The sequence below is a fragment of the Paenibacillus vulneris genome (assembly GCF_039543185.1).
GTDB lineage: Bacteria > Bacillota > Bacilli > Paenibacillales > NBRC-103111 > Paenibacillus_S > Paenibacillus_S vulneris.
In genome coordinates this window covers 25,640-50,215 of sequence record NZ_BAABJG010000024.1, presented here as the reverse complement: position 1 = coordinate 50,215, position 24,576 = coordinate 25,640, and the positions used below count along the sequence as shown (strand labels likewise).

Annotated in this window: 20 protein-coding genes; 16 read left to right on the top strand and 4 right to left on the bottom strand. The window is 51.0% G+C overall.

Annotated elements, in window-relative coordinates; all coding sequences use genetic code 11:
• The first annotated feature begins 13 nt into the window (after positions 1-13).
• The 4 genes from ABEA66_RS21920 to ilvN all read left to right on the top strand — a co-directional run bounded on the left by ABEA66_RS21920 (position 14) and on the right by ilvN (position 6,289).
• Positions 14-1,375 (top strand): ABC transporter substrate-binding protein, encoded by a 1,362-nt coding sequence (locus tag ABEA66_RS21920; RefSeq protein ID WP_345590778.1) that lies wholly within the window; start codon positions 14-16, stop codon positions 1,373-1,375.
• Between the two features lie 228 nt (positions 1,376-1,603).
• Positions 1,604-2,869, top strand: coding sequence for a M48 family metallopeptidase (locus tag ABEA66_RS21915; RefSeq protein WP_345590776.1), 1,266 nt, complete (start codon positions 1,604-1,606; stop codon positions 2,867-2,869).
• Positions 2,870-4,130: 1,261 nt separating this feature from the next.
• On the top strand, positions 4,131-5,810 hold the full coding sequence (gene ilvB / locus ABEA66_RS21910) for a biosynthetic-type acetolactate synthase large subunit (protein ID WP_345590896.1): 1,680 nt from the start codon (positions 4,131-4,133) through the stop codon (positions 5,808-5,810).
• Positions 5,807-6,289 carry an acetolactate synthase small subunit gene (gene ilvN / locus ABEA66_RS21905; RefSeq protein ID WP_079912870.1) on the top strand — a complete coding sequence of 161 codons (483 nt, stop codon included), beginning with the start codon at positions 5,807-5,809 and terminating at the stop codon, positions 6,287-6,289. The genes ilvB and ilvN overlap by 4 nt, the downstream gene beginning before the upstream one ends.
• 121 nt (positions 6,290-6,410) lie before the next feature.
• Here the strand turns inward: ilvN and ABEA66_RS21900 are convergent, their stop codons facing one another.
• Positions 6,411-6,725 carry a metal-sulfur cluster assembly factor gene (locus tag ABEA66_RS21900; protein ID WP_079912871.1) on the bottom strand — a complete coding sequence of 105 codons (315 nt, stop codon included), beginning with the start codon at positions 6,723-6,725 and terminating at the stop codon, positions 6,411-6,413.
• Positions 6,726-6,999: 274 nt separating this feature from the next.
• Here ABEA66_RS21900 and ABEA66_RS21895 point away from each other — a divergent pair, with 274 nt between their 5' ends.
• Positions 7,000-8,295 carry a stalk domain-containing protein gene (locus ABEA66_RS21895; RefSeq protein WP_345590773.1) on the top strand — a complete coding sequence of 432 codons (1,296 nt, stop codon included), beginning with the start codon at positions 7,000-7,002 and terminating at the stop codon, positions 8,293-8,295.
• A gap of 168 nt (positions 8,296-8,463) precedes the next feature.
• A complete protein-coding gene (locus tag ABEA66_RS21890) occupies positions 8,464-8,826 on the top strand; it encodes a DUF2500 domain-containing protein (protein ID WP_079912873.1) in 363 nt (120 codons plus the stop codon).
• 117 nt (positions 8,827-8,943) lie between these two features.
• Here ABEA66_RS21890 and ABEA66_RS21885 read toward each other — a convergent pair whose 3' ends face one another.
• Positions 8,944-10,809 (bottom strand): DUF2264 domain-containing protein, encoded by a 1,866-nt coding sequence (locus ABEA66_RS21885; RefSeq protein ID WP_345590769.1) that lies wholly within the window; start codon positions 10,807-10,809, stop codon positions 8,944-8,946.
• Positions 10,810-11,050: 241 nt separating this feature from the next.
• Between ABEA66_RS21885 and ABEA66_RS21880 the strand changes: the two genes are divergently transcribed.
• The 8 genes from ABEA66_RS21880 (at position 11,051) to yidC (ending at position 20,456) form a co-directional block, all read left to right on the top strand.
• Complete coding sequence (locus tag ABEA66_RS21880; RefSeq protein ID WP_345590767.1) at positions 11,051-12,088, top strand: dienelactone hydrolase family protein; 1,038 nt, start codon at positions 11,051-11,053, stop codon at positions 12,086-12,088.
• A gap of 139 nt (positions 12,089-12,227) precedes the next feature.
• Positions 12,228-13,646, top strand: a complete 1,419-nt coding sequence (locus ABEA66_RS21875) for an extracellular solute-binding protein (protein ID WP_345590764.1) — start codon at positions 12,228-12,230, stop codon at positions 13,644-13,646.
• 302 nt (positions 13,647-13,948) lie between these two features.
• Complete coding sequence (locus ABEA66_RS21870; RefSeq protein ID WP_345590762.1) at positions 13,949-15,271, top strand: ABC transporter substrate-binding protein; 1,323 nt, start codon at positions 13,949-13,951, stop codon at positions 15,269-15,271.
• A 32-nt stretch (positions 15,272-15,303) separates the two neighbouring features.
• Positions 15,304-16,362 carry an SGNH/GDSL hydrolase family protein gene (locus ABEA66_RS21865; RefSeq protein WP_345590760.1) on the top strand — a complete coding sequence of 353 codons (1,059 nt, stop codon included), beginning with the start codon at positions 15,304-15,306 and terminating at the stop codon, positions 16,360-16,362.
• A complete protein-coding gene (locus ABEA66_RS21860) occupies positions 16,362-17,129 on the top strand; it encodes an SDR family NAD(P)-dependent oxidoreductase (RefSeq protein ID WP_345590893.1) in 768 nt (255 codons plus the stop codon). The genes ABEA66_RS21865 and ABEA66_RS21860 overlap by 1 nt, the downstream gene beginning before the upstream one ends.
• The gene (locus ABEA66_RS21855; protein WP_345590758.1) at positions 17,126-19,150 is read left to right on the top strand and encodes a heparinase II/III domain-containing protein; all 2,025 of its coding nucleotides are present in this window, start codon (positions 17,126-17,128) and stop codon (positions 19,148-19,150) included. The genes ABEA66_RS21860 and ABEA66_RS21855 overlap by 4 nt, the downstream gene beginning before the upstream one ends.
• Before the next feature lie 188 nt (positions 19,151-19,338).
• Positions 19,339-19,704 (top strand): hypothetical protein, encoded by a 366-nt coding sequence (locus ABEA66_RS21850; RefSeq protein WP_345590756.1) that lies wholly within the window; start codon positions 19,339-19,341, stop codon positions 19,702-19,704.
• Positions 19,641-20,456, top strand: a complete 816-nt coding sequence (yidC, locus tag ABEA66_RS21845; RefSeq protein ID WP_345590754.1) for a membrane protein insertase YidC — start codon at positions 19,641-19,643, stop codon at positions 20,454-20,456. The genes ABEA66_RS21850 and yidC overlap by 64 nt, the downstream gene beginning before the upstream one ends.
• Before the next feature lie 113 nt (positions 20,457-20,569).
• On the opposite strand, the gene ABEA66_RS21840 is transcribed toward yidC, so the two are convergent.
• A complete protein-coding gene (locus ABEA66_RS21840) occupies positions 20,570-21,475 on the bottom strand; it encodes an SDR family oxidoreductase (RefSeq protein ID WP_345590752.1) in 906 nt (301 codons plus the stop codon).
• Positions 21,476-21,880: 405 nt separating this feature from the next.
• On the opposite strand from ABEA66_RS21840, the gene ABEA66_RS21835 reads away from it, so the two are divergent.
• Together ABEA66_RS21835 and ABEA66_RS21830 are read left to right on the top strand one after the other, a co-directional pair.
• Positions 21,881-22,774 (top strand): DUF2167 domain-containing protein, encoded by an 894-nt coding sequence (locus ABEA66_RS21835; protein WP_079912882.1) that lies wholly within the window; start codon positions 21,881-21,883, stop codon positions 22,772-22,774.
• A gap of 36 nt (positions 22,775-22,810) precedes the next feature.
• Positions 22,811-23,350, top strand: a complete 540-nt coding sequence (locus ABEA66_RS21830; protein WP_345590746.1) for a hypothetical protein — start codon at positions 22,811-22,813, stop codon at positions 23,348-23,350.
• A gap of 162 nt (positions 23,351-23,512) precedes the next feature.
• On the opposite strand, the gene aroC is transcribed toward ABEA66_RS21830, so the two are convergent.
• On the bottom strand, positions 23,513-24,568 hold the full coding sequence (gene aroC, locus ABEA66_RS21825) for a chorismate synthase (protein WP_345590744.1): 1,056 nt from the start codon (positions 24,566-24,568) through the stop codon (positions 23,513-23,515).
• Positions 24,569-24,576 lie beyond the last annotated feature (8 nt).

The window sequence follows — 24,576 nt, the reverse complement described above, 5'->3', positions numbered from 1 at the left end:
GGGGCGTGAAACGATGAAGCTTAGGAGCAAAAAGGGGTTATGGAGTCTCGCGGTTGCAGCTATCATGCTGGCTACGACAGCCTGTGGAGGCAACACGGAAACAGGAGCTGGCGACAAGGGGGGAAGCTCGTCTTCAGGACAGAAAAAAGTGGTATTCTGGCATGCCATGGGCGGATCCAATACCAAAGTGGTCGATCAGCTTGTAGCGGATTTTAACGCATCCCAGGATAAGATCAAAGTAGAGGCGATTTTTCAAGGCACCTATGACGATTTGCTCAGCAAGCTGAAGGCGAGCATGGGCTCCAAGGACGGCCCGAGTCTTGTCCAGATGTACGAGATCGGAAGCCGCTTTATGATTGACTCCAAGACGATTACCCCTATGCAAAAATTCATCGACGAGGACAAATTCGATTTAACTCAGCTGGAGCCCAATATTACCGGCTACTACACTCTGAACGGGAAGCTGAATTCCATGCCGTTCAACACGTCCAACCCTATCCTTTATTACAATAAAGATCTGTTCAAAGCAGCGGGACTGGATCCGGAGAAGCCGCCCAAAACGTTCGAGGAGGTGCAAAAAGCGGCGGATGCGATTACGAAAACCGGGAAAGCGACAGGAGCGAACTTCGCCATATACGGTTGGTTCATGGAGCAGTTTTTTGCCAACCAGGGAGCCGAGTACGTGAATAACGGCAACGGAAGGACGTCGTTGGCAACGGAATCTATCGTGAACAGTGAAGCGGGTATCAAGACGCTGACCTGGTGGAAGGAAATGATCGATACGAAGGCGGCTAACAACCTCGGCCGCAAAACCGATGATTCCAAGAAGGCGTTCTCGGCCGGGCAGGTCGGGATGATTCTGGAATCGACGGCTTCCCTGAAAGGGCTGGTCGATAATGCGGAAGGGAAATTCCAGGTAGGAACAGGCTTCCTGCCGAAGCCGGCGAATGCCAAGGAAGGCGGTGTTGTCGTCGGCGGAGCCAGCTTATGGATAATGAATGACAAGTCGAACGACGAACAGAAGGCGGCCTGGGAATTCATCAAATTCCTGACTTCACCTAAGGAGCAGGCCTACTGGCATATTAATACCGGTTACTTCCCGATTACTAAGAAAGCTTATGACGAACAAAGCGTGAAAGACAATCTGAAGAAATTCCCGCAATTCCAGACAGCCATCGATCAGCTGCATCAAACGAAGCTGAATACAGCGACCCAAGGAGCTGTGATGGGCGTGTTCCCTGAAGCCAGACAGATCGTTGAGGGAGCCATTGAGGAGGTATTAAATAACAAAAAATCGCCGAAGGACGCACTCGACGCAGCCGCTAAGGAGATTACGTCCAAGATTCAGCAGTATAATAAAACGGTGAAGCAGTAACAGGCTTCGCACGTGTAGAGAACAAAGCCTTGGCATCAGCCAAGGTTTTTTGTTCTATCAATTTCGGGGCTCCTCGCAAAGTGACAGAATCCGCTTCGAAGCCAAGGCCTCACTTTACAGGGTTAAAGTTAAGACTTGCTCCTCCCTCGATGTGATAAATAGGAAAAGAATGGACTATAATGAGGAGATAGCCTGTTTGATCCGAGACATCCGAAGGGGAGGAGAATTATGAAACGAGGACTCATCGGCTTGGTCATTCTAATCGTTTACTGCGCTGCGGTAAGCTACTACTTCCTTCATCAGCCCGAGGCTTATGTACCGGAGGCGCTTCGCGGAGGTCCTGCCGATCCGGGAACCTTTATGACGGACGAGCAAATTCGAAGCATACACCGGCTGTCAACAATCGGCTATCTCTCTTACTTTATATCGACCCCGGTCATGTGGGGGATTCTATTTCTGCTGCTGACTTTGGGGATTTCAGCCTGGCTGCGACGGCGATCTGAAGGGCTCTTTCGATGGTCGCTATTGCAAATGGCCGTCTATCTGCTGATGCTGCAGCTTCTGCTGGAGCTGATCCAATTTCCGTTAAGCTATTATTTGCATCAATTAGACCGATCCTACGGATTGACCAATCAAAGCTTCGGAGCGTGGATGCTGGATCTTGGCAAAAGCTTCGGCGTGAATCTGATCGTCTCCATTCCGATGTACTGGCTTTTGTACTGGGTCATTAACAAAAGCCCGAGACGGTGGTGGCTAATAGGCTGGGCGGCCTCGATCCCGCTGACGTTGTTCTTTACCTTTATCCAGCCGGTGGTCATGGAGCCGATCTTTAATGATTTCAAGCCTTTACAGAATCAGGAGCTGAAGCAGCAAATATTGGACGAAGCCAGGCAGGCGAATATCCCTGCGGATCAGGTGTACCAGGTTGATAAATCCCGGCAGACGAATACCTTGAATGCCTATGTCAGCGGGATCGGAGCTACGACCCGAATCGTGCTCTGGGACACGACGCTGCAAAAGCTGAAGCCGGATGAAATCTTGTTCATTATGGCTCATGAGATGGGGCATTACGTGAAGAAGCATGTACTGTGGGGGACGTTATGGGGTATTGTAGAAAGCTTTATCGGGTTTTGGCTGGTATACCGCTTATGGAACTGGATTCATCAGCGATGGGGCCCCACCTTGCGACTCAGGGGTCTTTCGGATATTGCCGGTCTTCCCATCCTGCTGCTGGTGGTATCCGTGCTTACCTTTGCAGCATCTCCCATCGACAATGCGATTTCCAGAATGCAGGAGCACAGTGCCGATGAATATGCCATTCAGCTGAGAATGAACCCCGATGAGGGGATAAGGGCATATCAACACCTGGCTGCCAACAGCCTGTCGGATGTCAATCCTCCGCCGCTGGTGCAATTCTTCGTCGGCTCGCATCCGACCTTGGCCCAGCGCATCGACTTTGTACAGCATTATGCCGGGGAAGGCAAAGTAAAATGACTTCCCTGAATAGATCAGGAAAATAATGGACTCCATGGCCGCAGGGAGTAATACTTCTTAGGAATTGCTGCGGTGACCTTACCTTAAGCTTTTATTCAAAAGTAAAAGAATGGATGCTCGGGGTATTGAAAAATCAAGTTTGCATATGTTAATATAGTGACCAACAAGAATATCCAGTTTGCTATGAAGAGAAGAAAGCGCAGGGGCTCTTATGCCCAGAGAGCGGAGGGAAAGCTGAAACCTTCGCCATAATCCTTTGTGCGAAGTCGTCTCGGAGCCTTTGTCCCGAAAGCCGTACCTTTGTCCCTATGAAGGCAGGAAGCGGTGAGTAGTTTCAAACGGAATGGCACACGTTATCGTGCTGCAGGTAAGATGACCATCTTACCTCATGAGGCCGGAATTGCGAAATTCCGGTGAATCAGGGTGGTACCGCGGAAATTTAACCCCTTTCGTCCCTTGAGTATGGCATGACATGTGCCTGCTTGGGATGAAAGGGGTTTTTGGATTGAATAAACACATAGCGATGAAGAGAAAAAAGCGCAGGGGCTCTTATGCCCAGAGAGCGGAGGGAAAGCTGAAACCTTCGCCATAATCCTTTGTGCGAAGTCGTCTCGGAGCCTTTGTTCGAAAGCCGTGCCTCTATCCCTAGAGAGGCAGAAAGCGGCGAGTAGTCCCAAACGGAATGGCACACGTTATCGTGCCGCAGGTAAGATGACCATCTTACCTCATGAGGCCGGAATTGCGAGATTCCGGTAAATCAGGGTGGTACCGCGGAAAATGAACCCCTTTCGTCCCTTGAACATGGCACGACATGTGCCTGCTTGGGATGGGAGGGGTTTTTGGATTGAATAAACGCATAGCGATGAAGAGAAAAAAGCGCAAGGGCTCTTATGCCCAGAGAGCGGAGGGAAAGCTGAAACCTTCGCCATAATCCTTTGTGCGAAGTCGTCTCGGAGCCTTTGTTCGAAAGCCGTGCCTCTATCCCTAGAGAGGCAGAAAACGGCGAGTAGTCCCAAACGGAATGGCACACGTTATCGTGCTGCAGGTAAGATGACCATCTTACCTCATGAGGCCGGAATTGCGAGATTCCGGTAAATCAGGGTGGTACCGCGGAAATGAACCCCTTTCGTCCCTTGAGCCAGGCATATTTGTGCCGGCTCGGGACGGGAGGGGATTTTATATTTCAGGAGGGAATACCGTGGAACAAGTTCAAGATGCAAGCTTGGCACCCCAAGCAAAGAAGGCGGATTTGACCGATGAAATGGTCACAGGTTCGGAGATTTTACTGCGCGGCTTACTGCAGGAAGGGGTCGAATGTGTATTCGGGTATCCGGGCGGCAACGTGTTATACATCTATGACGCGATGGTGGGCAATCCGGAATTCAAGCATATTTTGACCCGGCACGAGCAAGGGGCTATCCATGCGGCCGACGGCTATGCGCGCTCAACAGGCAAAGTCGGAGTGTGTATCGCCACCTCCGGTCCGGGGGCGACCAACCTGGTAACGGGCATTGCCACAGCTTACATGGATTCGGTGCCGCTCGTCGTTATCACCGGGAATGTGCCTACTACGGTGATGGGGACGGATGCTTTTCAGGAGGCGGATATTGTCAGCATAACGATGCCCATTACGAAGCACAGCTACTTGGTCCGGGATGTAAGGGAGCTGCCGAGGATTATTCATGAAGCCTTCCATATTGCCAATACGGGGCGGAAAGGGCCTGTACTGATCGACATCCCCAAGGACGTGTCCAACCACAAGACCGTATACCGTCCTTATGAGCATAGACCGATTCGAGGCTACCGGGAGACGCCTAAGCTGGATTACGATCAGCTCGATAAACTGCTCCTTGCGATCAAGCAATCGGCTAGACCGGTAATTATTGCTGGCGGAGGAGTCGTGTACGCCGACGCCTCGGAAGAGCTGATCGCGTTCGCCGGCGCAGCTCGGATTCCGGTAACTCCAACGCTCCTTGGCTTGAGCGGCTTTCCAAGCTCTCACGAGCTGTGCATGGGCATGGCGGGCATGCATGGTACGTACACGGCGAACACGGCTATTCAAAACGCGGATCTGATTATTTCCATCGGTTCCCGGTTTGATGACCGCGTAACGATGCGCGTGGACGGATTTGCCCCGAGAGCACGTCAAATAGCGCATATCGATATCGATCCTGCGGAAATTGGCAAGAACATTAAGACCGATATTCCCTGCGTAGGCGACATCAAAATGGCGCTGCAATACTTAAACACGAAGGCAGCGGTGGCTTCAACAGGGGAATGGCTTGCAGAGATCAACCATAACAAACGGAAGCACCCGTTGCGATATAAGGACACCGATCATCAGCTGAAGCCTCAATTTGTCATTGAAATGCTCAGTGATACTACCGATGGGGAGGCCATCATAACGACGGATGTAGGCCAGCATCAGATGTGGGTCGGGCAGTTTTACCAATTTAAGCATCCCCGCTCACTGATTACTTCAGGGGGGCTAGGGACAATGGGATTCGGCTTCCCTTCTGCAATAGGCGCGCAAGCAGCGAATCCGAAGCGGCTTGTTATCTCAGTGAACGGGGACGGCGGCATGCAAATGTGCGCGCAAGAGATGGCGATATGTGCCATTCATCAAATCCCGGTCAAGATAGTCGTTATCAACAATCAGGTGCTTGGGATGGTAAAGCAGTGGCAGCAGCTGATTCACGATAACCGGTACAGCCATATCGATCTGGCGGGAAGCCCGGACTTTGTCAAGCTTGCGCAAGCATACGGCATCAAGGGGCTGAGGGCAACAACAAAAGCCGAGGCTATCCAGGCATGGCAGGAGGCCATGGACACGCCGGGACCCGTGCTTGTAGAGTTCGTGGTTCCGAAGGAAGAGAACGTGTTTCCGATGGTTGCGGCAGGAACAAGACTGGATCAAATGATAATGGGGGATTTCGAATGATGGGAAAGCATACGTTAGCCATTCTTGTGAACGATCAGCCCGGGGTGCTTCAGCGGGTATGCGGATTATTCGGCCGTCGGGGCTTTAATATTGACAGTATCAGCGTCGGAGGTACGGAAGAGCCTGGATTATCGCGAATGACCATTGTGACAAGCGGAGATGACCGGACTCTGGAGCAGGTACAGAAGCAGCTCTCCAAGCTGATAGATGTCATCAGCATTCGCAACATAAGCTCAAAGCCTATGGTGTCCCGGGAGCTTGCTTTGATCAAGATCGAGGCAGAGCCTTCCCGCCGTCCGGAAATATTAGGCGTCGTGGAAACGTTCCGGGCTTCCGTTATCGATGTAGGTCCGGGACATATGATTATTCAGGCGGTTGGCGATTTCGGTAAATTGGATGCGATGGTTGAGCTGATGCGGCCTTACGGCATTGTCGAGCTGTCCTATACTGGAGCAACGGCCATGAGCAGAGGAAACTGACGACCTGACACATAGCAGCAGCTCGCACAGCCAAGAGGCTGTTCCCGCAGGATCAATCCTTGCAGGGGACAGCCTCTTGGCTTGCAATGCAATAAACCGCCTGTCACTGGCAGTTAAAGAGCTAGACCAAGGTTTGGCGCGCTCTGATTTGCTCCTTTGCCAGATCGTTCATTTTGGAAGGGGTCCATTTGGGCTCCCAGACGAGCTGAACGTCCGCCTTGTTCACGCCTTCCACTTGTTCAACTGCCGCCTTGACATCGGAAACAATCTGATCAGCTAACGGACATTCGGGAATCGTCAAAGTCATCTTAATGGTCGCTGTTCCGCTTGCATTCACGGTTACATCGTAGACCAGACCGAGATCTACAATGTTCACGCCGACCTCAGGATCAAGCACTTCTTCCAGCGCGGTTAAAATGCGATCTTCGGTTTTCATAGTTCCACCTCTATACTCGATTTTGAACTACAAAGGAGCAACCCTATATTCAGCCACAGTGCCAAAAACTATTCATTACCCCGAATGGTAAAAAATACAATAAGAGTGGTTGAGTTTCTTGTTGTTCAAAAAATTGCCACAAAAAACAGGATCCCATCCCCGGAAAGGAAATTCCCATTTCGAAATATATGGGTATAAAAAATTCCTGTTTCACCCTGGAAAATGTGGGTAATGAAAGATGGGACATTGTAGAGAGAAAAGGAGAGTTGTAGGTATGAAGAAAGGGATCATAACCTGTGTAGCGGCTGCGATGGTGACTTTGGCCGCTATTCCTGCGGGGGTAACGACCAGCCCGCAAAAAGTGTTTGCATGCTCGAAGGGAGAGGTAACGTCTGCCGAAACCGATTACTCGTTGGCGAGCAACGTGCTTTACGGCTCGGTCACCAATGTGGAGAATGTATTTTATGACGGCAAGCCGTACCGGATGGCGACTTTTACGACATTTTCCAATTTAAAGGGCAGCTTTGTACGCACCATTTTGACGGCACCGGACAGCGATCAATGCGGGGTAACCTTTGAACTCGGGCACACTTACCTGGTGTACGCGAATAACCGTCTTGGCCGGCCGGCAGCAGGCGTGTTTGACGTGTTCGAAGGTCAAGAGGCCGAGAACAGGGTAAACCAGCTGCAAGAGCGGGGAATGGTTCGCTATCCCGATCCGGGACCGCAGCAAATCACTCTTTACCCGGGTTCGAATGTTACGGTTACTTTGGATGGAAGAACAATACCTGTCACGCCAGGGACTTTATTCTATAATAATTCTCTTTACGCGCCGATGACCTTTTTCAGAGACACGCTTGGGTACGTAACCGTATGGAATTCGGAAAGTAACCGCTTTGAAATATTGCTGCGCTCCGAATGGGCGGGAATTGCCGCGAAGGGAGACCCGTCTCAATCGGAATTCAAGGATACGGCCATTGGGATTCCGTTGGGAACCGAACCGTTTGTAGCCGCGGTCACTTATTCCGATGTCCTGGCAAGAGTAGACGGCAGAGTATACGCTCCTGAATTACATCCTTTTAATTATGGGGGAGTTGTCTATGTGCCGCTTCGGGATACTGCAGAAAAGCTCGGTCTCTTGGTCAACTGGGATCCGCAAACCTATACGGCCAGCATTAGGGATACCCGGCCTCTGGATCGTGATGAGCACCCGTCGCTGATTATGAAGCTGTCCTCGAATAAAGACGGAGTATCGGATCTTATCGTAGACCGGATTGAGAACGACCAGGCACTTTATCGGGTAGACCGGGTGCTACAGTACGGCGAAACCGTGGAGCAGCTTCAGGCCCCGTTCCTGGATTTAATCAAGGAGAACGATGGAGTAGCCGACAGAAGAATTCGTTTGTTCCAGCAAAAGGGAGATCGGGAGTATGAGCTGGTTATGACGGAGGAGCTTATGAATTCGCTGAAGACGAATCCGCTGGTCCGCAAATCGATCAGCTTGACGCTTGATCGTGAGTTTTACACCTGGCCGGAGAACGGCGTAATTAGACAATCCAACGTACATTAAAAAGAGAGAGCTGTCTCGCAGGGAATAGGGCCTGCAAGACAGCTCTTTTTCCAACAATTGAAACTTTTCCCTGGCTATTGGCGTCCATCTTAGAGAGGGTTATCCGGAACAAGTCTGCTGATCGGCAGACATGCATTTGAACGGATGATTACAAAAGGGGGAATTGCAATGCCGATTGGTTTCTCAGGTTCTCCGCCTATATTCGACGCCATGTTTGTCATAGTTCCCTTATTGATTATCGGAACTCTTGTATTTATTATTGTCAAAGGCTTGACGACGTGGGCAAGCAACAACGCGGCGGAAGTCGTTCATGTACCGGCTCGAGTCGTATCCAAACGCCTTGAGGTGTCGGGAGGCTCCGGGGACACAAGCTCTACAACGAGCTATTTCGTCACCTTCGAGTTCGAGGACGGAAGGCGGATCGAATTAAGGGTACGAGGCTCCATTCACGGGTTATTAGTCGAAGGGGATTATGGAAAGCTGAATTACCAAGGAACACGCTTTAACGATTTTCAAAGAGACATCGGGTAAAGCTTGATGAGATCCTGGAATGACGAGCAGCGTGTAACATTTAATCTTACTGTCATGAAAAAAATCGCCTTTCATCCTTGCTGCGGGCAAAGTGATGAGGGCGATTTTTTGTGTAGCCTAGTCAAGTATTTTCTTAAATTCCTGTTTGTCGCAGCCGGTAAATGTGATGGACAGCTCATTGCCTGCAATGCTTGCGGACGGCGAGCTATTCCAACGGTTTTCCTTGCCAGCGGCGGGTTCCCCATAGATTGCGGTAGCCAGCCAATGTGTTCCGGGCTGAATGCTCATTCTGACCGTCGGTATGACCGTCCGGGGATACATCAAATTCGTATTGGCGTTCGGCGTAATCAATTCGACCTTGCCTGTCCCATACAGCAGCTTAACTCCGACCGAACCCAGGTCGTTTGCGGCCTTAAGCGAAAGCTCCTCCTCGTGAACCTGCAGCGTGCCCAGCTTCCTTCGTCCATGGTCGATGCCTAAAGCAAACCCCCCGTCAGCCAGATTCAAAGCTCTGCCCGAGACGATCCGATGTACCCTGACATGCCACGGATTGCCGGGAATCAGCCAGGTCTCCACTTCGACATTAGACCACGGCTTCCAACGCGTATAAATGGATCCGTCCTCTGCAATGCGGCTTTCCGCCGCCGTCCGTTTCACCCTGTACAGGTTATCCTCCTCGCTTAATGCCAGCATCGAATCAAAGGCGCCTTGTGCCAAGCCCCACTCCGCCCGCGGAACGCTGAAGCCGAAGAAGGTAGAGTAGACGAACTTCTCATATTTGGCGGATGTATGCGTATGCTCGTTCGTTGCGATATGCCCGGTATTGAATGCAAGCACATGCGGGCTGGCCTCGTCACGGCAAATGACCAGGTGTGCAGGCTGCTGGACAGATAGCTTCGGAAGCGAAGGAAGCGGCAGCTCCTCGGCAGCCCAAAACGGATGTTGCTCATCCAGAGCCAGCGGCAAAAAGGTTTTTAGAGCCCAGTAGGGAGAGCCTGGAGAATTATAGTTCTCTGCCATGATCAAATTCGGATACGCATACCCGATAGATAAGGTACCGTCAGGTTGGAATATCGGCTGTTGAAACCACCAGCGCAAATGCCTAAGAATAAGCCCCTTCATGACTCCCATAGGGAAAGGCTCGACTCCGGCATACACCAGCGCGCTCCAAAAAGCAGCCTGGGAGAAACGATAAGTAAGGCTTCGTCCGTAAGGCAGGGCCGCTCCTTCTTCGTTGAACCAATGGATAAAGGAGTGAGCAAACTGTTCTGCTCTGCTCTTATATAACCTGGAGCGGTCCGGGTCGTCCGCCTCCATCAGCTTGGCATACAACAGCCCATAATAATGGAGGGCGAACGGAACATAGTAGTCGCTGTGCCCCTGAATGCCGTCCGCATACCAGCCCTCCGATAGGTAGAAGCGGTCCATATCCTGTAAGGTTTGCTCCAAAAGCTGTTGATCATAGGGCAACCCGGCCTTTTTGAAGCCCATCTGAACCAGCACGAGAAAGAACAGCCAGTTGCAGTCCCACAGCTTTTTGCTGCTGATTTGGTCCAGCCAGACGATGAGACGCTGCAGCTCCTCTTCATTGAAGGCTGCTTGTATTTTCTCCGGTACAAGTGCCAGTGCAAAACCGTAAGCGGCCATCTCCACAAGGCGCTGATCGTAATCAGCGACGTCCCCCCAATATTCCTCGTGCTGCGGGTTCGTTCCATTCTTGATTCCCCGAACATAGAGCTGCCATAATTCCGGTTCGTCCCCGCCGGCCAGCAGCGGCACAAGCCCCCAAAGAATTCTCGAAAAGCCTTCCATTCCTGCTATATCGTCGGTGTAGCTTGTTCCGGTATTCCCAAGGTACAGACGCGAGGCCCCTTCGCTGTAATAAGGCTTTAACGGATCGGTAAGCTGTATGAACGCCTGACGCAAGTCGTCTCTTGTCCGAAGCGGGTTATGGGTGATCGGTAAGTCCCATGTTTGTTTCATGCTGTAAGCCTCCTGTTTCAAAGCGAGTTGCCTACGATTATACATCGATTTGCCCGAAAAAAATGGGTTTTGCAGGAACAAGTCAATATATTCTCAAAGAAATCAAGATAACGTTATCGGAAAGAAAAATAGAGCAAGGTTTGCAAAGAACGTGTCCTCATTCTATGGTATGGTTAAACCAACAGCCAAGATCATCAGGGATAAAAAGTAAGCGCTGACAAAGGAATGGAGGTTGCTGGATATGCCGCAATTGGATTCTTTTCTTGACAGTATTTATGATGCATTACAGGAGCAACGCGGGAGCCAAATGGGGTCTCGGGAGCAGAAGCGGCTGGAGCTTAGAAGCAGGTTGATTGAATCGCTCGGAAGCTTTGATATGCCGCAGGGGGAGGATGCCGATTTTCGGCCGGTATTGCTGGAAAGCGTCGAGCTGGAGGACGTAATCCGCGAGAGGGTCGAGATATCGACCATGGGCGGGCTTCGTATGCCGGTATATATTATGAAGTCAAAGCAGCTGCAGGGCAAGAATCCGGCTGTTCTGCTATGGCACGGTCATGGCTACGGAAGCAGGTCCTTGGTCGGTTTGCAGGAGGATGGATCGCCGAAGCCCGAGACGGGCAAGAGAGGGGATAATATCGCTCTAGAGCTCGCACGCCGCGGACTTGTTGTCGTGGCTCCGGAGGTAGCAGGATTCGGTGACCGGAGGTTGGAGCGCGACCGATTGCAGGACCCCAGTCTAAAAAATTCATGCTATAACCTGTCGGTATCGTTAATGATGGCCGGTAAAACGACAGCAGGCCTTCGCGTATACGAGGCGCTTCGCGCATCCGAATATGCATCGACCCTGGAGGAGGTGGATGCCGGACGGATCGGGAATATGGGACATTCCGGGGGAGGAACGATCGCTTCTTTGTCCGCCGCTCTTGATCCTCGAATTCAAGCGTCCGTCGTCGGGATTTATCCGAACACCTACCGGGGCAGCATACTGGCCATGCGTCATTGCCTGTGTAATTATATCCCGGGCATACTGCTTCATGCCGAAATGCCGGATTTGCTCGGATTAATCGCTCCGAAGCCGCTGTTTATCGAAGCGGGGATGGATGATCCGATATTCCCTGTCGCAACGACCCGGGAAGCGATTCGTATATTGGAGAATATTTACGCAGACATGGGGCTCAGCTCGAATCTGGATTCCCATGTGTTCGAGGGCAGGCATGAGGTTAGCGGGGAGAGGTCCTTTGATTGGCTCGCGAATACTCTAACCAGGCTGAAGTCTTAATGGGAACAATTTCATTAACTATCCCACGTATAACGATTTTTCCGCTGCGTCGGCTAACGCGACTTGTCCTTCCCAGAGATTTTCAGTATGCTAAGAAAAGGAAAAGCTGAGTAATGCGAGGCAGATGTGGGGTAGATTCATGCAGAAACGAAACAGCCGCAAATATTTTCGGGCGCGTTTGGAAGAGATGATCGCGACGCTTCGCGAGGAGATTATTTCGGGAAAGCTTCCAATTGGGAGCTTCCTGCCCTCAGAGAATGATCTGGAGCTGCGATTTCAATTGAGCAACAACTCGGTCCGCAAGGGGCTCGAAACCCTCGTTGAGGAAGGCCTGATCGAGAAAATTGCCCGCGTCGGCAACAAGGTCATCCGCCCACCCGAGCCGAGCGGTACCGTCATCAAATTCGGTTACGTCCAGGCAACCGGAGAGCTTGCCATGCTGGACAGCTTGCTTGATAGCTTTCACCGGCAGTATCCTCATATCCGAGTGCAGCCGGTTGAGCTGTCGTCAATGAATTACAGCCGAACGCTGCTGGAATATTTGGATGCGGAAATGCTGGACGTCGCCATGATGAACAACAATAATTTTCAGGATTTTGCCGAGGCCGGACAAACTGGACTGCTGGAGCCTCTTGAAATCAATGATGAGCTGTATCCTTTTGCTACAGCTCCTTTTGTAAGCGGAGAAGTGACGCTCGTACAGCCCTTTATTCAATCGCCCGTTGTGCTATGCTACAATAAAGAGCATTTCCGCGAATCAAGAGTTCCCGAGCCGGACAGCAGCTGGACATGGCGGGACTTGTTCCGCTACGGGAAGCAGCTTGCGGTGAAGGGCCAACGGTTCGGCTTCTATTTCTATCTTCCTTCCCGCAACCGGTGGCCCATCTTCATGCTGCAAAGCGGCGGAAAGTTCGAATCTGACGCCAAAGGGGAGTATCATCTGACAGCCAGCAAAGCTGTGGACGGCTTAGGCATCTGCAGAGAGCTGCTGGAGATGACTGATGTTTTTCCAGTCCTGCTGTCGGAGAGCGATGCCGATGCGGAGGCACTGTTCTTGGAAGGGAAGGTATCCGTCATTATGACGACGTATTACTTCCTCAACCAGCTGAAGGATGCCGGCATTTCCTTTGATGTATCGCCCCTGCCCGGAATGGAAAACAACAAGACGCTGCTGATCGTCAACGGTCTGGCTGTCAACCGCCGTTCCCGGTCCAAAGAGGCGTCCAAATTGCTGGTGCAGTTCCTTACCTCCTACGAGACCCAGCTCAGGATTCGGCGTCAAACCTTGAATATTACGGCACACCGGTCGGCCATGGAATGGCAGGGTGAGGAAACGATATACCGCCCTTCGCGATTTTTCATGTACAGGGAGATTATTCCGACCTTCCGCCTCATCACGGAGATTGGGCTCAGCAACCATCAGCTCAAAGAAATGCAGCGGGAAACGATGCTTTTTTTATCCGGTCTGCAGGATCGGGACTCGTTATGCCGAAAGCTGGAGCAGCTGCTTCCCCAAGCGGATAGCGGGATCGCCGTGAGCCCTACGCTTAACGGATGAGATAAGAAAATATCCAAAGAATGAATCGGTGCAGGCTCTTAAGAGAGCCTGCTTTTTATATTTCGGGGCTCTACGAAAGCACCTGAGGCAGCCTCGAGGCCAAGATCCGCTTAGCGGGATTAGTTTGCCCATAGGAAATTGCAAATTGGAGAACTGCTTGTCTTTTGACTCATAATTGACTCATAATATTGACCGAATAGTATTGACGGAGTCCATAACCTAGTTTATATTTATTTTGTGAGTCAGATAAAGGTCATAAAAGGATGTGGAGGAAGCCAGCAAGGAAACAAGGAGGGGTACGAATGCGGATCAAATCAAAACGGCTGTCAGGATTGATTCTCTGTGCTATTGCCATGTCGTTGCCGGGCTGTGAACCATCAGGAACAGATGGGGAAGCGAAGACGGTGAAGGGAGAGGATCTGGTCAAGAAGGTTAGCGAGACGCCGACGGAGCTTGTCTTCTACGTTTGCGTCAATGGTTGGACGGAAGAGCAGTTTATGAGCACCTACGGAAACCAAATCAAGAAGAAGTTCCCGAACTACACGCTGAAGTTCATCCCGCAGAAGGACGCACAGACGCTGCCCAGCGTTATTACTTCGGGGCAAACCATCGATATTTTGATTACATCCATCGGACTAACCTCGAATTTTTTGCTGGCTTACGAAATGCAGGACGACATCAGCGGTCTCATCAAGAAGTACAACTATGATTTATCGCGGCTGGAGCCGTCCACGGTGGACATTCAAAGGCAGCTCGCCGGAGGCGGTATTTATGGATTACCTGTCAGCACGACCTCTGCAGCTCTGTTTTATAACAAAGCCCTTTTCGACAAGTTCGGGGTTCCTTATCCGAGGGATGGAATGACCTGGGACGAAATCTATGCTCTGGCCAAGACGATGACCCGAACCGATAATGGCCAGCAGATTAAAGGGATGACGATGTCCGTCCAGCATTTGATGCAGCTGAATCAGTTATCGGCCCCTCACATTGACTCCAAAACCTCCAAAGCGGCATTTACAGTGGACAGCTTCCGGCAAGCCTTTGGAAATTTAACGCGGTTTTACAGCATTCCGGGGAATGGACTCCTTAATAACCAATATAATCTGGTAAGCCAGCAGGAGCCGTTCTATAAAGACCAGAATGTCGCCATGTTCGCCGCCTTGAGCACAACGGCCAGGGTGTTCAAGGACGCTTTGGATTGGGATATCGTACAGCTCCCTGTTTATAAGGAGAAGCCTAATATAGGTCCGCAATCGTACCCTACCTACTTTTATTTATCCAAGGGAAGCAAGAACAAGGATGCCGCCTTCCAGGTCATGTCCTATGTTACCTCGGATGAATTTCAGGATTTTATTGTCAGGGACGGCTATTCCTCGATTTTGAAAAATCAAGCCTCAATTATGAATCATTTCGCATCCAACGACCCGGTGCTTGCACATAAGCATGTGAAGTCCTTGCTTCCCGAGAAATTCGCCGATCCGACGGAAAAGACCAAGTATCAGGCCATCGCCGATAAAGAGATGCTCGCCGCTCTAGTCGATATTGCATCGGGTAAGGACGAGAATACGGCATTGCGGGAAGCGGAGGAGCGGGCGAACAAAGCTATCGAAGCGACTAAGAAGTAAATAGGATGCAGTTGTCAGCTGGAGGGGAAATCATGGATTATCAAGGTATTCGTTTTCATAACGTGGTCGAGCTAGAGCGTAAGGAGCTGCTTCCCGGCCTGAGGCTTCAGCGATTTCCGAAGCAGGTCCGGCATGCGTTAAGCGAGAATGGAAGGACGAAAGCGGTGCAATCGAACGGATGTGAGCTTCGTTTTGTTACCGATGCGAAGCATGTGAGGGTTACCCTGGCTTCTCTGGAAACGAATGGACGCGTGCTTGTGTTCCGCGGCGATTTCTTTCACTCCTCACACACTCTCCAGGCAGGCATAGCGCATACGATTCATCTGGAAATTCCGGAGCGTTTTGCCGATGTGGAGCCGGACAGCCTGCATAACCGGGCTTTTTCATCCAAGGTATGGCGCGTTTTTTGTGAGCGCTTTAACGCTGTCTTTTATGAGGTAGATGCATTTGGCCATGAGGTTCGGCCGCCTGACCGGGATGAGGTTCCGAGATTGACCTATCTTGCCTATGGGTCCTCGATTACTCAAGGGGCGGGAGCGTTAAGTCATTATAACGGATATGTGCAGCAGGCTGCGAGAAGGCTGGAGGTGGATGTGCTCAATCTTGGCTTGAGCGGCTCGTGCCACTGTGAGCGGGAGGTGGCTGATCATATAGCGGAACGTTCGGACTGGGACTTCGCATTTCTTGAAATCGGCGTCAATATGATGTCCAGTGTTCCTGCAGAGGAATTCTCAAGGCGCGCTTCCTACTTGTTGGACGGCATCATTGCCAAGCATCCTGACAAACCGGTTTTCTTGACGACGATTTATCCGAACCGGGCCAGCTTTTACAAAGATCAGAGCCATGCAGCGGCAGACAATATGAGAAAATATAACGACATTCTGAGAGCGTATGCAGCATTCAAGAACCACAACCGGCTGTATCTGCTGGAAGGAAGCGATATTATGACCGATTTCACTTCCTTAACCAGCGATTTGACGCATCCATCCGACTACGGTCACATCACAATGGGAGAGCGTCTGGCTGAAAGTATGCGTTCCGTAGTGGAACGGCTGAGAGAAAATAAACAACACGAGGAGGCGTCAATATGATTTCTATTAACTTATCCGGACAAATCGCTTTAGTGACAGGAGGGAATGCAGGCATCGGATTTGCCATTGCCAGCAAGCTTGCCCAAGCCGGTGCACGGGTAGCGGTCAATTATTTAAGCAAGCAGGAGGCGGCGGAGCAGGCAGTGCAGGCTATTCGGAACAACGGCGGGGAAGCGCAATGCTTCCAGGCGGATGTAACGGACGTGCAGCAAATATCGTCCTTGATCGAAAAGGTGGAGCAAGCGTTCGGAGGCAGGATAGATATTCTGGTAAACAACGCGGGGCATATGATCCAGCGTATCCCTAACACCGAAATGACCGAAGAAGGATATCAGCGAATCATGGACGTAAATTTCAAGAGCACCGTATTCCTGAGCAAAGCCGTTCTGCCGGGCATGATGGAGAAGGGCAGAGGGAAAATCGTCAACATGGCGTCGCTTGCGGCGCACAATGGCGGCGGTCCCGGGGCTTCGGTCTATGCGGCCAGCAAAGCGGCGGTCATGGCTTATTCCAAGGGCTTGGCCAAGGAGGTCGCCCCTCACGGCATTCAGGTCAACGTCCTTTCGCCGGGCTTTATCGGGCAGACGGCCTTTCATTCGACGTTTACTTCCGACGCCGCACGCAAGGCGACGGTAAGCGGCATTCCGCTTGGCCGGGAAGGCCTACCGGAGGATGTGGCCAACAGCGCGCTGTTCCTCTCTTCGCCGCTGTCCGATTACTTGACGGGGGAAACCATCGAGATTAACGGTGGCATGTTTATGCGATGAACATTAGCGAGAAGGTTACGAAATATGGCTGGGCTGCTGAAGTGCTGGAACAGCTGCAGAAGGAACTCGACCTGGCTATGGCCTTGCCGCTGGATATTCCGGTCGAGCCTGGAGGCTGGTGGCATCAATATGTCTGCCCGAAGCATCATACGGAGCTGCTGTTCGATCCCATAGAGGCGGATGCCCGGGAATTTCACTGCCCAGAAGGCTGCACGCTGCAAGGGGAGCCTTATCGCGGAGCCTGGCTGGTGATGAAGCATCAATCCTATGCCCGGTATGCGCTTCAGGCAGCTGCCGTTTATGCCGGAACCGGACAGGAGCGTTATGCCCAGTGGAGTATGGATATTGTTTTGCGATACGCGGCGCAATTCCCAAGCTACCCCGTTCATCCTGAGGCGGAAGGCTGGATGCTCAAAGGCAGGGCATTTCATCAGGCCTTGACGGAGGCCATCTGGGCTACGACATTGCTGCGCGCGTATTTGCTTCTTGGCGACGCTGGAAGAGGAACCGCAGGGCAGGATGAGACTGATCAGCTGGAGCTGTTCTTCTCTATGCTGGAGGAAAGCATGACTCAGTCCAGAAAGCTGCTGGTCGAAGTGCAGAAGAAGCCGGAGAGCAATTATACGGCCTGGCTCAACGCTGCGCTTGCCTGCTTGTATGCTCGAAGGCAGGATATGGGGCGGATGAAGGAGCTTCTTGAAGGAGAGGGGGGACTCAGGCATCACTTATCCATCGGGATTTGTCCTGACCAGATGGAATACGAGGGGAGTACCTACTACCATGTATTCGTCCTGCGAGCTTATTTTATTGCAGCGGAAATGGCCGGTCGGCTAGGTATGGATTGGTATTCAATGACAGGAGAGCAGGGGCAATCGTTTGAAGGGATGCTGGACGTCATGGCAGCTTTGGCTAATGATCAAGGCGAGCTTATCGCGCTTCATGACGGCCCTTATCAGCGTATACCGTATGCCAGAGAAATCGCCGAAACGGTAGAGATCGGATTAACCCGGTATAAGAAAGGAAGGTATGTGCCGCTTCTCCGTGAGGCATACCGCCAGATGTACGGGAGGCCGGTGAGAGCCGGACTAGAAGCGCTTGTCTACGGCCAAGGAAGTTTGGAGGACTATCATGAGCCGGATCCTGGTCGGAATATCTCGAAGCTGCTCGAATCATCCGGTTTTGTCATTGGGCGAAGGCCAAGCGGACTGCTCTCGTTCTTTGCCGATTACGGGGAGCATGGAGGATCACACGGCCATTACGATAAGCTGCATTTGACACTGGCATCCAGGGATGGATGGCTCGCGCCTGAGCTCGGAATGGTGCCTTACGGCTCGGTCATGAGAAAGGAATGGTACGCTTGCACCGAGAGTCATAACACGGTTGTAATAGGTCAGCGGTCACAAGCCGCTCATACAGGGAAGCTTGTCCGTTATGAAGATAATCCGGAATGGACCTACGCTTGGCTAAGTTCATCGGAAGCGTATGAAGGCTGCCGAATGGACCGGCATCTGCTGCTAACAGGCAGCTGGCTGTTGGATTGGTTTGAGGTTGAGCTTGAGGAAGAAGCCGCTATAGATTGGTGGATGCACAGCCCTAAGTTATCTCCATTAAATAGCGAGCTATGGAAGCCAAAATCCGGTTTGCTGGATGAGGCGGGATCGTACCGTTATGTCCAACCGGCTTCGGAATGCATCGGGCAATCGGCCGAAGCGGATTGGGTCCAGCTAACCATGAGCGGAAGGAGCGGGGAAGGGATCCGAATGTCGGCTTGTCTGTCCCCGAGCTCCCGTATGGTACTTACAGAAACTCCGGGAACTGCAGACCGGCCTATCGATAGGATGCATGGCATCCTTCACCGGCAGTTTGGACGGAAGGCTGCTTTTATCACGGTATATGGTGACACTGGAAAAAATGGCAGCCTTAAGATGTCCCTTTTACCTAAGGATAGGAAGGCTGTTGAGCTGGGAAAATGGCGCGCTGTCTTAGATCCGGTACGCGGACTTGAATCCGAACGGTTATAAGGTCCGATTCAGCTACAAAATGGTTCTGGACTTCATGAGGAGAACAAAGTAACATTACAAGTGAAATGAAACATCTTCATAAGAAGAACGTAAAAGAAGTATGCCCGAATGGGATACGCATGTACGGGTGCAGAGCAATGTACTCTAAAAATCAAATAATGTGAGTAAACCAAAAGGAGGTGAATGCATTGTTTGAGGTTCAGGAAATGGTCATCCACGAATGGATTCCCTACTTGATTTCCATAAGCGTCATTTGTACGTTCACGTATGCTTATCTAGCCCATCTTCATGAAGGAACTACGGAAGGGCTGTTCCCGGTCCACCATGACTGGGTCCCTGTACTGCCCATGCCCATGCCTGATGGCCACCGGGTGGAGCAGCATCATTGGCTCACCAGAAAAGTAAAGCGAAAAGAAGCGCCTGATGGTGATTTGGAAGATTGTTATTCTTCGTTGGGAGTTAAGACTATTATCCAACGAGGAGGACCTTTATGGCCAACAATGCATTCACCTTTTTCAAAAAATACAGCTTATTCGCAGCTCTTGCAGCATTAGTTTTATTAAGCGGGTGCGGTGTCAGCGGTCCGAACGCAACGATCGATGCCAACACCCCGGGATTTTTTAATCATTATATTGTGTTTCCTTTTTCTTATTTAATTCAGCATTTTGCTTCGTTCTTTGACGGAAGCTATGGTATGGCGTTAATTCTGTTAACCTTGCTGGTCAGACTGGTGCTGCTTCCGCTTATGATGAGACAGTACCGCAGCCAGCACATGATGAAGCAGAAAATGAACCTCCTGCAGCCTGAATTGAAGGAGCTTCAGGAGAAATATAAAGACAAGAGCGATGCGGAGTCCAAAGCCAAGCTGCAGCAGGAAACGATGCAGCTTTATCAGAAGCATCAGGTCAATCCGCTTGCCGTAGGCTGCTTGCCGATGCTAATCCAGATTCCTATCCTGTCCGGTTTATATTATGCAATCAAGCTTACACCGGAATTGGCCGACCATTCCTTCCTGTGGTTTCAGCTGGGACGTCCCGATCCGGTTCTGCCGTTCATCGCGGCGATCATTTATTTCTTTCAATTCAAGGTTTCCCAGATGGGAACGGACCCGGCGCAGCAGAAGCAGTTTGCCCTGGTCGGTTATATATCGCCGATTATGATGGCTGTATTCTCATTCAGCGCTCCGGCAGCCGTTCCACTGTATTGGGTAGTGGGCGGAGTCTTCGTTCTGCTGCAGACCTTATGGGCCAAAAAAATCTATCATTCGAAGCCCGGCGAAGCTTTGAACCTCGAGAAGAATCATTAATGAAGAACCGGCAAGCCCTTAAGAAAACAGCTCAGGCAGTCGGTATAAAAAAACTAAGCGGCCTTCGTTCCGAATTCATCGGACGGAGGCCGTTTTATTTTGCCTTGGCTTACTTAAGAAGTGATAAACTGCCCGCCGTTAACATGCAGCGTTTCTCCCGTCACGAATCGGGAATCGTCGCTTGCGAGATAGACATAGGCTGGGGCCAGCTCGAAGGGCTGTCCGGCACGCTTCATAGGGGTATCAGACCCGAAAGTCGATACCTCCTCGGCCGAATAGCTCGAAACGATCAATGGCGTCCAAATTGGGCCAGGAGCTACGGAGTTCACCCGGATATTTTGGTCGACCAGCGACATAGCGAGAGACCGTGTGAAGGTGACGATAGCCCCTTTGGTAGAGGAATAATCGATGAGCTCTTTATTGCCTCTGTAGGCCGTAATGGAAGCGGTGTTGATGATAGAGCTTCCGGGCTTCAAATGCGGCAGCGCAGCCTGAGTCATAAAGAAAAACGAGAAAATATTGGTGGTGAACGTGTTGAGCAGCTGCTCCTCGTTAATATCGAGAATGCTTTGCTGCGGGAATTGAACCCCGATATTATTGACCAGAATATCAAGCTTGCCGAACGCTTGCAGCGTTTGCTCCACGACGGAGGCGCTTTGGGCCTTGTGCCGAAGATCGGCCTGAATAGCCAGACATCTTCCGCCGAGCTGCTCGATCCGACGCTTGGTTTCCTCGGCATCCGGTACTTCATATAAGTATACGATGACCACATTGGCCCCTTCCTTGGAAAAGGCTATAGCCGCTGCACGTCCGATACCGCTGTCGCCGCCGGTAATTATGGCAACCTTATTTTTCAATTTTCCACTTCCGGCATAGGATGGATTTTCGGAGATCGGGCGGGGATTCATTAAGTATTCAAGTCCAGGCTGCTGATCCTGATGCTGAGGGGGGAATGTGATTGGCTGTTCCTTGCACACCGTTTCTTTACTGTAATACGGGTAAACTGGATACGAATTCATGGGTACCTCCAAACAGACTAGGTATTTGTTCGGAGTTAGTGTATTCCTTAGCCTATCTGCAGGTTACTGGGCTTGCAAGATTTCTGCTCTCAGATAGCCTTTTTGGTATGTTCACAAAATGTTCACAACACAAAACCTAAACAATCAGCCGAATCAAGTCGAAATAATAAAAGTGCCTGAAAGTAAATGAAACCCAAAATTGTTAATTAATACACAAACCATATTAAAAAACAAGGATTTTAACAGCATAACCCAGCTCATGCTCTCTATGAAATGGGAATTAGGGCACAAATTTACGAAAGAATGGAGTAGGTCATTGGACAGGGTCGTATGAACACGACAGCTAGAATGAAGCAAGTGAAGCTTAATATCAAACTAGAAAAACAAATGTGGAGGATCAACAACATGAAAAAACGGTTTATCGGAATGACGCTAGCGTTAACTTTGCTGTGGGGATCGGCAGTATCTGCGGCGGAGAACAAATACAATTGGATCGATGGCGGAAAAAAGGTGGATTTGAAGCAAGTGGCGACGATTGATTTGGATCCGTCCTTTGTCTTTCTGGATGCGGCCAATACGATGAAGATGAGCAAGGATAATCACGATTCTCCCTCCGGCAAGGAACTAGGCAGTATTTATCCGAAGGATGAGAATCAGAACTGGGCCGTCATCTTCGAATACGAGGAATCGGGTCACATCAAAGACGATGAGAAGAAGAAGATTGATGCCAAAGCCATCTTGAAAAGCTATCAAAAAGGGACGGAAGAAGCCAATAAGGAAAAGCAGCCTGGTCAAAGGCTATACGTAACTGGCTGGGATGTTGAGCCTTTCTATGACGAAAAAACACATAACCTCACTTGGTCCATGCTGGCGGAGGACGATAACAAGGAGCAGCTGCTGAATTACAATGTGCGTATTTTAACGAGACAAGGGTACGTATCGGCCATTCTGATCTCCGACCCTGAGCATCGTGAAGCGGATAAGAAAGTGCTTACTGAGAAAATTTTGACCAAGCTGGAGATGAAGCAGGGGCAACGGTATGAGGATTTTGACGCATCCAAGGATAAGGTATCGGAATATGGTCTGAGCGCATTGATCCTTGGCGGCGCCGGATTGGCTGTTGCCAAGAAGGTCGGCTTGCTTGCCACAATCGGCCTGTTGGGTAAAAAATTCTTTATTGTCATTATCGCAGCGTTCGGCGTGATCATTGGCTTGATTAAGAAATTGTTCAGCAGGAAGAAGAAGGAGCCGGTGCAGACCTCACCGCAGGATCAGCAAGAAAACACGCCACCGGTGTAAGGAGTCCATATTCCAGGATGCAGGAGGGATACGGAAGTGAATCAGGTCTTTGCCAGATTTATTAACAAATATCTGCTGGGCTATGCATTTCAGCCTGCACGAAGAAATCGGCGGGGGGACATGGTGCTTGTCAAAGGGAAGCTGATCAACCGCGGCGTATACATAGGCTTTTTCATAGCGCTATGCGCGTTTGCTTTATTTTATTTGGACGAGGACGATTCCGAGGATTGGATTTATCATCTTATTTATTTGGGAGCGGCCGCGCTTTTTCTTGGTGTGTGCTCCATCATTCTCGCTTGCTCGAAGACGGTGGTTAGCGATCGGTACGTGACAAGATACCAGTGGTACGGGAGGAAAACGATTTATTTTGAAGATATTCACACCGTATCCTTTACGCGATTTTTTGGAGGCTGCTTTGTTCTTAAAGACGCCAGGAGGACAGTATGGGTGCCGATGGAAAATGTAGGCAGCGCCGAATTTGTTGAGCTTCTCTGCGAAAAGCTCGGCAAGGAACGCTGCGCTGCCGCGGTACAAGCGATCCATAATAGAAAAAATGAGCTGGCCAAGCTATTCTAGCGAGTGGCGTAGGAAAGATCGGTTCCTGTTACGGGACCGGTCTTTTTCGATTTACGGCGCCGGCCTCGAAATTTTATTAAGTCTGGCGTATAAAAAAACAAAAGCACTTCCTTTCCAAGGGAGTGCTTTCGGGGGTTCGTGCTGGGAGATTGATCCGAAAGGTCAATCATGCAAGGCGGCTTGCCGCTTGCAGTGGTCTTCTACAACGAGGCAGGCCATTGCCTCGATGACCGGTACGATTCTGGGGCAGATACACGGATCGTGTCTTCCCAAGGTTACGATGGTCTGTTCCTCCCCACGGACATTCACCGTTTGCTGCGGGACGGAGATGGAGGATGTCGGCTTGATGGCAACGCGGAATACGATCTCGTCTCCGGTGCTGATCCCGCCAATGATACCTCCGGAATGATTGCTCAAGAAGCCGGAGGCGTCCATCGCGTCGTTATGCTCGCTGCCCAGCATGGCAGCCGCGGTGAAGCCTGCGCCGAATTCGATACCTTTGACCGCGCCGATCGAGAGCATGGCTTTGGCCAGATCTGCGTCCAGCTTGTCGAATACGGGTTCGCCAATCCCGGCCTTCACTCCCCGGATTCTGCATTCCACAATGCCGCCGCAGCTGTCCCCGGCCGCGGCCAGTGCTTCAACCTTCTCAATCATCCGCTTTGCGGCTTCCGGATCGGCGGCCCGAACCGCATTGCGTTCGATTTCGCTTTCTATGAATTGGTTTCCTGAGATCCCGCCGATCTCTTTGGAATACGCGACCACAGAAATGCCGCGCTTCTCAAGCAATTTGCGAGCTACCGCTCCCGCCGCAACCCTTCCCGCCGTTTCCCTTCCAGAGGCTCTTCCGCTGCCTCGATGATCCCGAATCCCATACTTTTGCAAATAGGTGTAGTCGGCATGTCCGGGACGGAAGGCCAGCTTGATATCGTCGTATGCGGACGGTCTCATGTCCTTGTTATATAAAATGATGAATAACGGCGTGCCGATTGTTTTTCCTTCGAACATTCCAGACAATATATGGACCTGATCGTACTCCTTCCGGGGGGTTGTAACGGAAGATTGCCCCGGCTTCCTCCGGTCCATCTGCACTTGTATATAGGCCTCGTCAATCTCTACCCCTGGAGTCACCCCGTCGATTATGACTCCCACCGCTTCTCCGTGAGATTCTCCGAATGTGGTGATTTTAAATGTATCCCCGAATGAATTTCCTGCCATCGTTTGCC